At 63.2% G+C, this 13,038-nt stretch carries 15 protein-coding genes and 2 pseudogenes; 9 read left to right on the top strand and 8 right to left on the bottom strand.

The window, feature by feature from the left end; all coding sequences use genetic code 11:
* From C8K44_RS26635 to C8K44_RS26595, 9 genes and pseudogenes are all read left to right on the top strand, one after another.
* Positions 1–276, top strand: a pseudogene (locus C8K44_RS26635) (peptide ABC transporter ATP-binding protein); the annotation flags it as partial.
* 240 nt (positions 277–516) lie between these two features.
* Entirely contained in the window at positions 517–2,124 is a 1,608-nt protein-coding gene (locus C8K44_RS26630; RefSeq protein ID WP_109578773.1) for an ABC transporter substrate-binding protein, read from the top strand.
* 42 nt (positions 2,125–2,166) lie between these two features.
* The gene (locus C8K44_RS26625) at positions 2,167–3,153 is read left to right on the top strand and encodes an ABC transporter permease (protein ID WP_109578772.1); all 987 of its coding nucleotides are present in this window, start codon (positions 2,167–2,169) and stop codon (positions 3,151–3,153) included.
* Positions 3,150–3,977, top strand: a complete 828-nt coding sequence (locus tag C8K44_RS26620) for an ABC transporter permease (RefSeq protein WP_109578771.1) — start codon at positions 3,150–3,152, stop codon at positions 3,975–3,977. The genes C8K44_RS26625 and C8K44_RS26620 overlap by 4 nt, the downstream gene beginning before the upstream one ends.
* Complete coding sequence (locus C8K44_RS26615) at positions 3,977–4,729, top strand: ABC transporter ATP-binding protein (protein ID WP_199227218.1); 753 nt, start codon at positions 3,977–3,979, stop codon at positions 4,727–4,729. Before C8K44_RS26620 ends, C8K44_RS26615 begins: the two co-directional genes overlap by 1 nt.
* Positions 4,726–5,517: an ATP-binding cassette domain-containing protein gene (locus tag C8K44_RS26610; protein ID WP_109578769.1), complete on the top strand. Its 792-nt coding sequence runs from the start codon at positions 4,726–4,728 to the stop codon at positions 5,515–5,517. Before C8K44_RS26615 ends, C8K44_RS26610 begins: the two co-directional genes overlap by 4 nt.
* Positions 5,514–6,017 (top strand): L-2-amino-thiazoline-4-carboxylic acid hydrolase, encoded by a 504-nt coding sequence (locus C8K44_RS26605; RefSeq protein ID WP_109578768.1) that lies wholly within the window; start codon positions 5,514–5,516, stop codon positions 6,015–6,017. The genes C8K44_RS26610 and C8K44_RS26605 overlap by 4 nt, the downstream gene beginning before the upstream one ends.
* Positions 6,018–6,107: 90 nt before the next feature.
* On the top strand, positions 6,108–6,296 hold the full coding sequence (locus C8K44_RS26600; protein WP_109578767.1) for a YegP family protein: 189 nt from the start codon (positions 6,108–6,110) through the stop codon (positions 6,294–6,296).
* Positions 6,297–6,413: 117 nt separating this feature from the next.
* Positions 6,414–6,668 (top strand): GlsB/YeaQ/YmgE family stress response membrane protein, encoded by a 255-nt coding sequence (locus tag C8K44_RS26595; protein ID WP_109578766.1) that lies wholly within the window; start codon positions 6,414–6,416, stop codon positions 6,666–6,668.
* 57 nt (positions 6,669–6,725) lie between these two features.
* Here C8K44_RS26595 and C8K44_RS26590 read toward each other — a convergent pair whose 3' ends face one another.
* From C8K44_RS26590 to C8K44_RS26555, 8 genes and pseudogenes are all read right to left on the bottom strand, one after another.
* Positions 6,726–8,087, bottom strand: a complete 1,362-nt coding sequence (locus C8K44_RS26590; protein ID WP_109578765.1) for a HAMP domain-containing sensor histidine kinase — start codon at positions 8,085–8,087, stop codon at positions 6,726–6,728.
* A complete protein-coding gene (locus C8K44_RS26585) occupies positions 8,074–8,751 on the bottom strand; it encodes a winged helix-turn-helix domain-containing protein (protein ID WP_109578775.1) in 678 nt (225 codons plus the stop codon). The genes C8K44_RS26590 and C8K44_RS26585 overlap by 14 nt, the downstream gene beginning before the upstream one ends.
* Positions 8,752–9,021: 270 nt before the next feature.
* Positions 9,022–9,819, bottom strand: coding sequence for a hypothetical protein (locus C8K44_RS26580; RefSeq protein ID WP_109578764.1), 798 nt, complete (start codon positions 9,817–9,819; stop codon positions 9,022–9,024).
* Between the two features lie 54 nt (positions 9,820–9,873).
* Entirely contained in the window at positions 9,874–10,140 is a 267-nt protein-coding gene (locus C8K44_RS26575) for a hypothetical protein (protein WP_146204026.1), read from the bottom strand.
* Positions 10,141–10,316: 176 nt separating this feature from the next.
* Positions 10,317–10,604, bottom strand: coding sequence for a DUF2218 domain-containing protein (locus C8K44_RS26570; protein WP_109578774.1), 288 nt, complete (start codon positions 10,602–10,604; stop codon positions 10,317–10,319).
* 216 nt (positions 10,605–10,820) lie between these two features.
* A complete protein-coding gene (locus tag C8K44_RS26565; RefSeq protein WP_109578762.1) occupies positions 10,821–11,066 on the bottom strand; it encodes a hypothetical protein in 246 nt (81 codons plus the stop codon).
* A gap of 228 nt (positions 11,067–11,294) precedes the next feature.
* Entirely contained in the window at positions 11,295–12,677 is a 1,383-nt protein-coding gene (locus C8K44_RS26560) for an FAD-binding oxidoreductase (RefSeq protein ID WP_109578761.1), read from the bottom strand.
* Between the two features lie 126 nt (positions 12,678–12,803).
* A pseudogene (locus C8K44_RS26555) lies at positions 12,804–13,038 on the bottom strand (hypothetical protein); the annotation flags it as partial.

Here is a 13,038-nt window from a genome sequence, read left to right as displayed (position 1 = left end):
GATCTTTCGGTGCAGGCACAGGTGCTGAACCTGCTCGCCGACCTGCAGGACGAGTTCCAGCTGACCTACGTCTTCATCAGCCACGACCTCTCGGTGGTGCGCTATATCGCCGACGAGGTGATGGTGATGTATTTCGGCGAGGCGGTGGAGTATGGCAGCCGCGACGAGGTTTTCGCCGACCCCAAGCACAGCTACACCAAGACGCTGTTTGCGGCGACGCCGCGCGCCGATGTCGAAAGCATCCGCGCCCGACTGGCTAAGAAGAAGGCGGCCTGACCGGCAGCTATCTTCTACTGACCGTTCAAAGTTTCGGCCCGGAAATCGCAAACGGTTTCCGGGCCGAAGCATTTCAGGCGCGCTCGCGCGGCAATGCCCTGCTCAAGTAGCACAATGTTTTGGGCCAGAGGCCGAAATCGCCAATTTCGTCTCTCGCAAAACAGCGATCCCGGATCATAATCGCGGCCATCAATTTGACGGGCCGGCGATGTCGCCGCGCCGAAGGTTCAGGGGGCTGTCATGGCTGGTTTCGAAATTTCCAGGCGCAAGGTTCTGGCGGGGTCGGCGTTTCTGCTGGCGTCGACCGCACTGCGGTCGATCGGCTGGACGCAGGCCAGGAAGGGCGGGCGCCTGGTGGTCGCGGCCGATTCCGAGCCGCGCAATCTCAACCCGGCGATCGTTGCCTCCAATGGCGTCTTCTTTGTCTCGAGCAAGGTGATCGAACCGCTGGCCGAAGCCTCCTTCGATGGACAAGGCGGGCTCGATCCACGCCTCGCGACGAGCTGGGAAGGCTCCGACGACGGGCTGTCGGTGACGTTCAAGCTGCGCGAAGGCGTGACTTGGCACGACGGCAAGCCGTTCACTTCGGCCGACGTGGCATTTTCCGCGCTGAGCATCTGGAAGCCGCTGCAAAATCTCGGCCGCGTCGTCTTCAAGAACCTCGAAGCGGTGGAAACACCCGACGCGCACACCGCCGTCTTCAAGTTCGCCGAGCCAACGCCGTTGCAGCTGATCAAGAACGCGCTGCCGGCGTTGACATCCGTCGTCCCCAAGCATGTCTACGAAGGCACCGACATTGCCGCGAACCCGGCCAACAACGCGCCGATCGGCACGGGGCCGTTCAAGTTCGCCGAGCACAAGGCGGGCGAATATTACCGGCTCGTGCGCAACGACAAATACTGGCGCGAGGGCGAGCCGCAGCTCGACGAGATCATCTACCGCGTGCTGCCCGACCGGGCAGCCGCGGCCGGGGCGCTGGAGGCGGACGAGATCCAGCTCGCGGCGTTCTCGGCGGTGCCGTTGGCCGACCTCGAGCGCATTTCCAAGGTGCCGGGCATCAAGGTCATCGGCGACGGCTACGAGGCGCTGACCTACCAGCTGGTCGTCGAGATCAACCATCGCCGCAAGGAGCTGGCCGACCTCAAGGTGCGCCAGGCGATCGCGCATGCCATCGACAAGGATTTTGTCGTCAAGACGATCTTCCTCGGCCATGCCACGCCTTCGACCGGCCCGGTCCCCGTCAACGACAAGCAGTTCTATTCATCCGACGTGCCGGCATATGCGTTCGACGTCGCCAAGGCCAACGCGTTGCTGGACGAGGCTGGTTATGCCCGCGGCGACAACGGCAACCGCTTCGCGCTGAAGCTTTTGCCGGCACCGTATTTCAGCGAGACCAAGCAGTTCGGCGACTATCTGCGCCAGGCACTTGCCGCCGTCGGCATCGACGCCGAACTGGTCAACAATGATTCCGCCGCCCACCAGAAGGCCGTCTACACCGATCACGCTTTCGATCTCGCCATCGCACCTCCGGTGTTCCGTGGCGACCCGGCGATCTCGACAACCATCCTGGTGCAGTCGGGCATTCCCGATGGCGTGCCTTTCTCCAACCAGGGCGGCTACAAGAATGCGGAACTCGACGCGTTGATCGCCAAGGCGGCTGAAACGCTGGACGACAAGTCCCGCACCGGTCTCTACGACCAGTTCCAGAAGATAGTGGTCGAGGATCTGCCGCTGATCAATGTCGCCGAATGGGGCTTCATCACCGTTGCCCGCGACAGCGTGAAGAATATTGCCAACAACCCGCGCTGGGCGGTTTCGAACTGGGCGGACACCTATGTCGAAACGTGACATCATCGGGGCCTGAGGTGTTAGCGAGGCCCACGGCATAGCGTGAAACGTGCATTCGCCCTTTTGAGGCGCCGGCTGATCGGCAGCATTCCGGTGTTGCTGATCGTCGTCGTCGGCTCGTTCCTGCTGCTTGAGGCAGCGCCCGGCGATGCCGTCGACGCTTATATCGTTTCGGTGGGTGGCGATGCCGGCATGATCGAGGCGCTGCGGCAGAGCTGGGGCCTCCACGCCTCGCCGGCGACGCGGCTAGCCGCCTATCTGTGGTCGCTGCTGCATCTCGATCTCGGCCACTCCGTCGCCTTGTCGCGGCCCGTACTTGAGGTGGTGCTGGAACGGCTGCCCAACACGCTTCTGCTGATGGGCAGCGCGACCGCCTTGTCGTTCTTCCTGGGAACGGCACTCGGCATCGTGGCCGGCTCGCGTCCGGGCAGTTTTCGCGACCGCTTCCTGTCGATCGGCTCGCTGGCACTTTATGCCGTGCCGGGCTTCTGGCTGGCGCTGGTGCTGACGATAGTCTTTTCGGTGCAACTGCGCTGGCTGCCGCTCTCCGGCATGGAGACCATCGCCTCCGGCAAGACCGGCTTTTCGCGCGCGCTGGATATTGCCCGTCACCTCGTGCTGCCGGTGACGAGCCTCGGCATCATCTATCTCGCGCTCTATCTCAGGATGATGCGCGCGGGAATGGCCGAAGTCTGGCGCATGGATTTTGTCGTCGCTGCCCGCGCGCGCGGCATCGCTCGGCGGCGGATCGTCTGGCGCCACGTCGCGCGCAATGCGCTTTTGCCGCTGGTCACCATGCTTGGCCTGCAATCGGCGGCGATGCTTGGCGGCAGTGTCGTCATCGAAAGCGTGTTTTCCATCCCCGGTCTGGGCCGGCTGGCGCAAGAAGCGGTAGGAGCGCGTGATACGCCGCTGCTCATAGGCATCATCCTGGTCAGTGCGGTGCTGGTGATCTTGATCAACCTCGCCGTCGACCTGCTCTACGCCGTGCTCGATCCTCGCGTCGGGGCAAGCGAGGCCAGCGCATGACGCTTTCCCGCATGGCCCGTTCGCCCGAGGCTGTCGCCGGCTTCGTCATTCTCGGCTGCCTGGTGCTGATGGCGCTGGCAGCGCCGATCCTGTTCCCCCGCGACCCGCTGTCGATAGCAGGCCCGGCTTTGCTGCGACCGTTTCAGGATTGGGCGCTGCCGCTCGGCACCGACAGGCTTGGCCGCGACGTGCTTGCAGGCCTGTTCCATGGGGCGCGCACCTCGCTTGCCGTCGGCCTCGCGGCGGCGGCGGCCTCGATCCTCGTTGGCAGTGTGGTCGGCACCGTCGCCGGCTTTGCCGGTGGGCTTGTCGATGAGGTGCTGATGCGCATCACCGACGCTTTCCAGACAGTGCCGGGCTTCCTGCTGTCCCTGGCGCTGGTCAGCGTCGTCGGGCCTTCGCTCAGCGTGGTCGTGGTGGCGATCGCGCTCAGCGCATGGACCGGGCCGGCGCGGATCGCGCGTGCCGAAGTGCTGTCGATCCGCGAGCGCGACTATGTCGCAAGCGCCCGGGTGATCGGCATGCATCCCCTCGAGATCGCCTTCCGCGAGGTTCTGCCCAACGCGCTGCCGCCGGTGCTGGCGCTGTCGTCGGTGATCGTCGCGGCCGCCATCCTGACTGAAGCGGCACTGTCGTTCCTCGGCCTCGGCGACCCCAATCGCGTGACCTGGGGCGGCATGATCGCGGAGGGCAGGGCGGTGTTGCGCTCGGCACCCTTCCTGTCGATCATTCCCGGCATCGCCTTGGTGCTCGCCGTGCTCGGCGTCTACCTCGCCGGCGAAGGCATCGTCGAAAGTTCGGCCACCAGGCGGGGGAACGCCTGATGGCGCTGCTCAGTGTGCGCGGGCTTGGCGTCCGCTACGGCAACGATGTTCATGCCCTCGAGGGTGTCGATCTCGACCTCGATGCCGGCGAACGGCTGGCGATCATCGGCGAAAGCGGTTCTGGCAAGAGTACACTCGCACGAGCCATTGCCGGGCTCTTGCCGCCTGCAGCCAAGGTCGAGGGCAGTATCTCTTGGCCTGAACTCGGGCGGGCGGCGCAAAACGGACGCGACATCGGCTTTGTTTTCCAGGATCCGGCGTCGAGCCTCGACCCTGTCATGACAGTTGGCGATCAGGTTGCCGAGGTGGCGCATGTCAATCTCGACATGGCCTGGCCGGCGGCGCGGCGTTTGGCTGTCGAACTGCTCGACAGGGTCAAGCTGCCGGAGCCGCAGGCAACCGCAAAGGCCTATCCGCACCAGCTCTCGGGTGGCCAGAAACAGCGTGTCGCCATCGCAGCCGCCATCGTCGCCGGGCCACGGCTCTTGATCGCCGACGAGGCGACGAGCGCGCTCGACACCATCGTGCAGGCCGAAATCGTTTCGCTGATCCGGGGACTGGCCGACGAAGACGGCATGGCGCTTTTGTTCGTCAGCCACGACATAGCGTTGGCGGCAAACCTCGCCGACACCATCGCCGTGTTCCGGCATGGCCGGCTGGTTGAGACGGGTGCCGCGGAGCCGCTGATTGCGGCACCGGCGAGCCACTACACGCGAGCGCTGCTCGATGCATATCTGGGGCTCGACGCATGAGCGGAGCGCTGCTCGAGGTCGGGGGGCTATCGAAACGCTTTATGCGCGGCGGCAAGAGATTTACAGCACTCGATGGCGTTGGCTTTTCCATTGCGGCGGGCGAAACACTTGCGCTGGTCGGCCCTTCCGGCAGCGGCAAGTCGACGGTGGCCCGCATCCTGCTTCGCCTCGTCGAGGCCGATGCGGGCAGCGCGCGTTTTGACGGTCAGGATCTGCTGGCGTTGCGCGGCTCTGCGTTGCGTGCGGTACGGGCGAAATTGCAGATGGTTTTCCAGGATCCGCAGGCGGCGTTCAACCCGCGCGCGACGGTTGGGCGCCTCCTCGACGATCCGCTGCGCATCCACGGCATTGTCGAAAGGGCGGGGCGGCCCAAGGCCATTGCCGCATTGCTGGAACGCGTTGGGCTTGCGGCCGAACTTGCCGGCCGTGCCGTGCATGAAATATCCGGAGGCCAGCGCCAGCGTGTGGCGATCGCGCGGGCGCTTGCGACGAGACCGTCGCTGATCGTGCTCGACGAGCCGGTGTCGGCGCTGGACGTGCTGGTACGCGCCGATATCCTGCGTCTGCTCGTTGATCTGCAAAGAGACGACGGCATCGCCTATCTGTTCATATCGCACGATCTGGGCGCGGTGCGTGCCATCGCTCATCGCATCGCCATCATGGATGGCGGCAAGATCGTCGAGCAGGGCGAGGCGCGGGCGGTGATCGAAAGTCCAGTGTCTGCAACCGGCAGGGCTCTGGTTGCCGCAACACCCGAACTGCCGCGTGCCACGGAGAACGCATCGTGACCGATCCAGCCTTGAGAGCCGAGAAACTCGCCGCCGAACTGGACGCGGCGTTTCGCAACCGCGCCGATCTCTACCGGTTGATGCTGGACGAACTCGCCGCCGAGTTTGGCGACGAAAAGGCCGAGAGGGTCCTGGTGCGGGCGATCGAAAAGCGCGGCCGCGAGGTCGCCGAGGTGGCTTTCGCCCAGTTCGGTCCCAATGACGCACGCGCCATCGGCGAAGCGTTTCTGGCCGTGAGCCCCGATGGCGGGCGCATGTATCCGACCGATGTCGAGCGTAGCGACAGCCACATCGCCTTTAAGGTCAAGCGCTGCCCGCTCAAGGACGCCTGGGTTGGCGCCGGTGTCAGCGACGACAGGCTGGCGACGCTGTGCCGGATTGCGGGCGCCTTCGACCGTGGCCTGTTCGAGGCGACCGGCGTCCGCTTCGACAACGTCACCTGGACGCCGGGCCATGGCTCCGGCTGCTGCCACATCTGCCTGACCGACCGGGACAGTTGACCAAGCCGAGGCCCGATGGACTTGGGCCGCCCGATCATGCGACGATTCTGTACCGGCGTGAGTCGTAGGCCGGCAACATGAGGCAAGGCGATGTACAAATTCGAGGTCTACAAGGACAAGGGCGGGGAGTTTCGGTTCCGCTTCAGGGCGTCCAACGGCGAGGTGATGTTCGGTTCGGAAGGCTATGCTGCCAAGGCGTCGGCGCTGAAGGCAATCGAGTCGATCAAGAAGAACGCACCGGCCGCAGACGTCGAAGACCAGACCACGGCCATCGCCTGATCCTAGGACGCTGCCTGTCCATGCGGACAGGCACAGGACGTTGTTGAACCTGCGCATCGTATTCTTCCCGAGCCCATGCCGGTATTCGGGCCGACGCGCGAAACCAGGAGAGATCAAATGGGTATCGAAAGCCTTCTTATCTTCCTTATCGTCGGTGCGGTCGCCGGCTGGCTCGCGGGCCAACTCGTCAAGGGCTACGGCTTCGGCCTGATCGGCAACATCGTCGTCGGCATCGTCGGCGCGCTGATCGCTGGTTGGTTGCTTCCGGCTGTGGGCATCAGCCTGGGCACCGGCACCGTCGCTGCGATCATCCACGCCACAATCGGTGCGGTGATCCTGCTGGTCCTGCTCAGGCTGGTAAAACAGGCGTAGCTTAAGCAACCAACAACAAGCCAAAGAGGCGGTCCCGATTTCTCCGGGCCGCCTTTCTTAACTCCGCATGGGAAACGCGATCCTGACCTTGAGGCCGGGGTGGTTGTCGTCGAGCGTCAGTGACGCGCCATGCAGGTCGGCGATGGCGCGAACCAGGCTGAGGCCCAGGCCGCTGCCGGGCGTCGTGCGGCTTTTTTCGGTGCGATAGAGGCGCTGGAAGACCTTTTCGCGTTCGACGGGCGCAATGCCAACACCATTGTCGCAGATTTCGATGACCACCATGTCGTCTAGGTTTTGGGCCGACATGGTGATGCGCGTTCCCGGGGGACAATGACGGATGGCGTTTTCGACGAGGTTGGCGAACATCTGGACGAGCAGTTCACGGTCGCCCGAAATCGGATGAAGTCCGGTAAAATCGCCGACGGTGGTCAGGACCTTGCCGTCGTCTTCGGCGACATCGGCGTAAATTTCTTCGATGAAGTTCATGATCTCGTCGAGATCGGTGGCCGCGAAGCGGGCCTTGCGCGAACCCGACTCGATCTGGGCGATACGCAGTAGCGCATCGAAGGTCTGGTTGATGCGGTCGCTTTCGACGCGTGCCTCGCTCAACTCATCGCCGACGGGTTTGCCGCGCTCGTTGTTGCCGATGGCGGCGTCGATGGTCATCTTGAGCCGGTTGAGCGGCGTCTTGAGGTCATGGGCGATGTCGGTACTGACCTGCCTCATGCCTTCCACGAGGGCGGCAAGCCGTTCCAGGGCTGTGTTGATCTGGCCTGAAACGGCATCGATGTCGTCGCCATTGCCGGTCAGCGGAATGCGCGCGGCGAGCTTGCCGTTGGAGACGTCCACCATGGTGTCGGCGATACTGTCGAGGCGACGCCGGATGCGGTCGGCAAGGTATGCGGAGAGCGCGAAGGCCGTAACCGTGATGATGGCGAGTGCCCAGCCCATGCTCTTCAGCGCGATCAGTGCCAGCCGGTCCGTCTCGGCCAGGCTGAGCCCGACCGAGAGCCAGTTATTGCCGACCTTGCCGGAGACGACGCGGTAGTTGCCGTCGCCGCTCAGGCCCGCCTCTTCCGCCGAAAGCATCGAAAGGCCGCTTTCGGTCGGAGGTTTGCTGAAATTGCCGGCAAGGCGTTTGCCGGCGGGGTCGAGCAGGACGAAAATCCGGTCTTCGCGTTTGGATAGCCGTGAATAGATGTCGACGGCGCCGACAATGTCTTCGAGATCGCCGTCGGCATCGGTGGCAGCGACGACCTCCCAGATTTCGCGCGCCGAATTGTCCAGGCCGGCCGAAAGCTCGGCTCTCATCAGTTGGTAGGCGACAAAGCCCATCGCCAGGAAGGCACTGACGAAGAGGGTTCCAAACCCGAGCGCCAGCCGGAAAGGCGTACTGCGAAACAGGCTAGAGCGGAGCATGCAGGCTGTAACCCGTGTTGCGCACGGTATGCAGCAAGGGCGCATCGAAAGGGCGGTCGACCTTGGCGCGGAGCCGGCTCATATGGGTTTCGACGACGCTGGTCTTGGGATCGAAATGCAGGTCCCAGACGCGTTCGAGCAGCATTGTGCGCGTGAGCACCCGGCCTTCGTTGCGCATCAGGATCTCGAGCAGCTTGAACTCTCTCGGCTGCAGATCGATAGGCTGTCCACGCCGCGTCACCCGCCGCTTGATCACGTCGAGCTCGAGATCGGCGACGGCCAGCACCGTCTTCTGATCCTGCACAGGCGGGCGGCGCGACAGCGCGTTGACCCGCGCCAGCAGTTCGGAGAAGGCAAAAGGCTTGACCAGATAGTCGTCACCGCCGGCCTCAAGCCCTTCGACACGGTCGTCGACGCCGCCGATCGAGGTCAAAAACAGCACCGGCGTCTTCACATTGGCCGCGCGTAGCGCCTTGACCACTGAAAGCCCGTCGAGATTTGGGATCATCCGGTCCATGACAAGCACGTCGTAGGCGGTTCGCATCGCCTGGAACAACGCGTCCTGACCATCGCCGATGACGTCGCAGAGATGTCCGGCCTCGGAAAATCCCCTGGCGGTGTAGTCGGCGGTCTTCCTGTCGTCCTCAACGACAAGTATGCGCATGCTGCACTGCCCCGCTCCGCGTCGCTCGGCCGTCAGCCTCATAGGGCCGGCCGTAGTGTGCTGTAATAGCACTTCGTGGTCATTCCGTGGAAGCCGGTGGCGCTGGCGACGCGCCGGGTACCGGAATCCTGCGCAAGTCCGATCTGGGGACGGGAACAGCCTGGTTCGAAAAGGGCATTCACAACATCCTCTTGCCTGGCCGGAAACGAGATGATCCGGCCGGAGCGAGTGCCCCCGCCGTGATGTTCGAAATGCACGATGCAACGTTCGTCATTCAGGCGCGGTGTTGCCTGTGGTGGCCGCCATGCCATTCCTGTTTGCCTGGGTGAGTGTCATGAACAGGACCAGCGCTGCGATGCAGGCCAGGAAGATGAAGCTGGCCACCGTCGTGCCGAAGTCGAGGCCGCCATGTTGTGCCGGCTGCGCAAACAGATCGCCCAATGACGCGCCCAGCGGCCTGGTCAGGATGTAGGCGAGCCAGAAAGCCAGGATGCCGTTCAGGTTGAGTGCGTAGTAGGCAATGGCGATCGCGGCGATGATCGAGCCGAAGATGACGCCGGTCTGAAGGTAACCGAGCCCGAGCCCTTCGGCGGTGAGATCACCAGCAGCCGTTCCAAGCGCGAAGGTGAAGAGGACCGCGAGCCAGTAGAATGTTTCACGCCTGGTCGTGGTGATGGTGTGGATCGACAGGGTCTTTTCCGACGCGTACCAGAGCGTGAACGTGACGGCCAGCATGAGGCTGAAGAACAGCGTCGTCGTTTGGAGGCTCACTCCGAAATTATCGACAAGATTGTCGGTCACCAGCGTGCCGACGACGCTGATCAGCACCACCGTCAGCCAGTAGATCCATGGGACGTAGCGGAGCTGGGCGAACTGCAGGGCAAGGGCCACGAACAAAAGGCCACTCATGATCCACGATGTGGTCGCGAGACCCAGATCCAGGTCCAGGTTCATGTAGTCGGCGGCTGTTTCGCCGACGGTCACCGCCAAGAGCTTGATCAGCCAGAAGTCGAAAGTGACCGCAGGAACCTTGTTTAGAATCTGCGCACGGTTAGTTCGCGTCATCATGACGTTGTTCCTCGTTGCAGGGACTGTTGGGAAGGTTGCGGGGAGGCGCTGGCGCTATTTGCCGAGCACCTGCAGCGCTTGATCGAAGAAGGCGTCGGCGCCGGCATCGTCGTCGGCCTTGCAGCGTTCGAGGCCTTTGCCCTTCAGTTCGACGGCCGTGGCCTTTTCGGAGTCGGCGGCTTTCGTCGCCTTCATCGCGGCATTGACGGCGCTCAGTTTTTGCTCGCAGGGCACCGAAGCGGTTTCAGCCAGGGCAAGAGAAGGCAACGAGCCAAGCACGGTGGCGAAGGCAAAGGCGGCGACAGCAACAGTTTTCGTCATATCCATCATCCCGTTGGAAGCCGGAAGGCCCAGCTGTTTTGAAAATTCCGACCGCCCGCCGTGGGCTGGTTTGGCCGGCAAGGAGATGTCTATGATGTTGAGGTCTACTGGTCCTGTCTGAGGCCATACGGTTTGGTAAGAAACGTGCGAGGTCCCAACGTGGGGTGGGACAGGCCCTAGCTAGGGTCGGCTGGTTTCCATTCGAAATGCAATTCCTCGCGGAAGGCGAAACGCACGATGTGGTCGGCGACGACCTGCTCGAGGCGCGGCACGTCGGCCGCATCCAGATCCACAATCAGGGCTGAATCGTTGGCGCTGAGATCGACCAATCGTCCTTCGCCAAGATCGATATGCCCTTCGACGGGCGAGAACTCGACCTTGAACTTGTGACCCCAGTGCTTGCAGAGCTGCTGGAGGTAGCGGCTCGCATGTTTTGTTGTGACGACTGCTTTCGACTTGGGCATGGCACTTGGTTCCTTGTTCACCTGCTCGAGACATCCTTGCCGACAGGCAATGATCGCGAAGGCAAGCAGACCAGTGAGCGCCCGGCTGCGCAATCCCTAGATCAGTCTAACCATATTTGTGTTTTCGGGCCTCGGCACGATTTTCGTGCGTGTTCCGGCAGATGGTGCGAGATCGCTCCGCGCGGCGATCGGCTGCCGCACGGAGATCGTTTTCGACTATCGCATGGTCATCAGCTTGGACATCACACCTGCTTTGACGTCAAGCATCGGTCGTGGGTCGTCCAATACGGGATAGCCGATGTCCTTCTGTTGGTGGATGGAGAGGGCTTCCAGTTCGCGGCGGCTGCGCACGAGCTGGTATTGCCTTTTGATCTCGACGAATAGAGTTGCCGTGCGCTCGATCAACCATCCGCTGAATCCATGCGCTGGCAAGCTGCGACTGAAGTAGCCTTGATATGCCATTTCGGTCTCCTGATTTTGCGACTGACCGGCGCAGATTGCCACGCAAGGCGTGACACCAGCGTTCGCAAGCTGTGAAGGAATCGAGAATATTCGAAAGGGCTAATGTGATATCGGCGCCCAGGCGCAGACTTTTCGAACAGCCGGCCCAGTCGGCACGTAACCCGCTTTCGCATGCGACAAGCCTGTCCGCCGCGGGATGGGACCCAAGGCGGACAGGCTCGGCGCCGCTTACGGCCGTATGTTCTGGTTGACCCGGAACAGGTTCGCCGGGTCGTATTTGCGCTTGGCAGCCACGAGGCGCCCATAGTTGGCGCCATAGGCGGCACGCACGCGCGCCTCGCCTTCGTCATCCATCATGAAGTTGATGTAGGCGCCGCCATGCTGGTTGTGCTCGTGCACCGCCGCCCAGTACGCGCTGGCCCACTGCCTGAGCTTTGGCGCCTTTGCGGGGTCGGGGTCGATGCCGGCGATGACCATCGACCAGCGGGCACGCCGTGCACCCCAGGCCGTGGCATCGGGAGCCACGTCGTGGACGGCGCCGTCGATCGGATAGAGATGCATCAGCGACAGCTCGCTGGGGCTTTTCGAACCATGCTCGACATGGGCAGCGATGGCCGCATCGGACAACTCGTCGACATAGTCGCCCTTCCAGTACCATTGCAGTCCCTTCGGCAGCAGCGGGTCGAACAGCCCCTGGAGCCCGACGAAGGGTATCTGCATCATGCCGTCCATCAAAGGCTTGGGCAGCGCGTCGCGCGCGGGTTGCATCGCGCGCATGCCGTCTTCTTCGGTGCCATTGTAGCAGCTGATGAGCGCGCAGATGCGCTTTCCCCAGATCTCGCGCGGGAACGGATCGCAGGACGGCACCGTCTTGATGCCGAAGAACATCGCCAGCTCGCGCGGCGCTTTCGGAAGGAACCCGCGATACCAGCGCATGATCTCTGCGGCATGCGCGATGTCGTAGAAGATCGGTCCGGCGTAGACGTCCTTCGCCGGATGCGCCTGAAAGGTGAAGCGCGTAACGACCCCGAAGTTGCCGCCGCCGCCGCGCAGTGCCCAAAACAGCTCGGGGTGCTGGTCCTTGCTGGCCGTGACGACGCTGCCGTCGGCCAGCACGACCTCGGCCGCAAGCAGGTTGTCGATGGTGAGGCCGTGTTTGCGTGTGAGATAGCCGGTGCCGCCTCCCAGCGTGAGGCCGGCGACACCCGTGGTCGAGACGATGCCGGCCGGCACCGCCAGCCCATGGACTGACGTGGCGTGGTCGAGGTCGCTTTGGGTGCAGCCGGCCTCGACGACGACGGTGCGGGTGACGGGATCGATGTCGATGCGTTTCATCGCCGACATGTCGATGACCATGCCTCCGTCGCAACTGCCGAAGCCTGGGCCGTTGTGGCCGCCCCCGCGAATGGCGACGAGCAATTGCTTGTCGCGGGCATGATTGACGGCGGCCACGACGTCGGCGGTTTCGGCGCAAGGCACGATCCAGCGCGGCCGCTTGTCGATCATGGCGTTGTAGAGCGAGCGAGCCTCGTCATAGGCCGGGTTGCTTTGATCGATCAGTCTCGCGCGGAGCCTTTCGGGAAAGTCATGCGAAGCAGTTGACTGCAGCATTTTGAACTCTCGTGTTTCGGAGCAAGACGCGTCGGCGCTTTGGCCAATGCTCTGCAATGGCCGTCGGCGCTGCGTTTCGCCGGTTGAACAAGCCGCACTCGCGGCGCGACATGTCGTACGCCGCTTTCATTTCAGGTGTTTTTCTGTAGCGCTAAGGGCGTGTTTCGTTTGTTTCAACGAAATGCCGAAAGGGAACACGGATGGTGGTCGGTCGTGTCCCATCAGGTGGTGTAGCTGGACGGTTACGGAGCCGCTCGCGAGCGCGGCGTTAGCAGCGCCGTAGCGAGTGAGCGGCGTGTCGGTGGTCATCGGCGCTTTCCGGTAGGGTTTGGTTGTTGACGCCAACCCATTTCGGAAGGAC

The sequence above is a fragment of the Aminobacter sp. AP02 genome, from assembly GCF_003148805.1.
Lineage (GTDB): Bacteria > Pseudomonadota > Alphaproteobacteria > Rhizobiales > Rhizobiaceae > Aminobacter.
This window is presented reverse-complemented; position numbering and strand designations above follow the sequence as displayed.

What these genes read in the sequence shown, in the direction of transcription:
- C8K44_RS26630 (WP_109578773.1), top strand. Translation starts at nt 517, where the DNA reads ATGGCTGGTTTCGAAATTTCCAGGCGCAAGGTTCTGGCGGGGTCGGCG.
- C8K44_RS26620 (WP_109578771.1), top strand. Translation starts at nt 3,150, where the DNA reads ATGACGCTTTCCCGCATGGCCCGTTCGCCCGAGGCTGTCGCCGGCTTC.
- C8K44_RS26615 (WP_199227218.1), top strand. Translation starts at nt 3,977, where the DNA reads ATGGCGCTGCTCAGTGTGCGCGGGCTTGGCGTCCGCTACGGCAACGAT.
- C8K44_RS26610 (WP_109578769.1), top strand. Translation starts at nt 4,726, where the DNA reads ATGAGCGGAGCGCTGCTCGAGGTCGGGGGGCTATCGAAACGCTTTATG.
- C8K44_RS26600 (WP_109578767.1), top strand. Translation starts at nt 6,108, where the DNA reads ATGTACAAATTCGAGGTCTACAAGGACAAGGGCGGGGAGTTTCGGTTC.
- C8K44_RS26595 (WP_109578766.1), top strand. Translation starts at nt 6,414, where the DNA reads ATGGGTATCGAAAGCCTTCTTATCTTCCTTATCGTCGGTGCGGTCGCC.
- C8K44_RS26590 (WP_109578765.1), bottom strand. Translation starts at nt 8,087, where the DNA reads ATGCTCCGCTCTAGCCTGTTTCGCAGTACGCCTTTCCGGCTGGCGCTC.
- C8K44_RS26585 (WP_109578775.1), bottom strand. Translation starts at nt 8,751, where the DNA reads ATGCGCATACTTGTCGTTGAGGACGACAGGAAGACCGCCGACTACACC.
- C8K44_RS26580 (WP_109578764.1), bottom strand. Translation starts at nt 9,819, where the DNA reads ATGATGACGCGAACTAACCGTGCGCAGATTCTAAACAAGGTTCCTGCG.
- C8K44_RS26575 (WP_146204026.1), bottom strand. Translation starts at nt 10,140, where the DNA reads ATGACGAAAACTGTTGCTGTCGCCGCCTTTGCCTTCGCCACCGTGCTT.
- C8K44_RS26570 (WP_109578774.1), bottom strand. Translation starts at nt 10,604, where the DNA reads ATGCCCAAGTCGAAAGCAGTCGTCACAACAAAACATGCGAGCCGCTAC.
- C8K44_RS26565 (WP_109578762.1), bottom strand. Translation starts at nt 11,066, where the DNA reads ATGGCATATCAAGGCTACTTCAGTCGCAGCTTGCCAGCGCATGGATTC.
- C8K44_RS26560 (WP_109578761.1), bottom strand. Translation starts at nt 12,677, where the DNA reads ATGCTGCAGTCAACTGCTTCGCATGACTTTCCCGAAAGGCTCCGCGCG.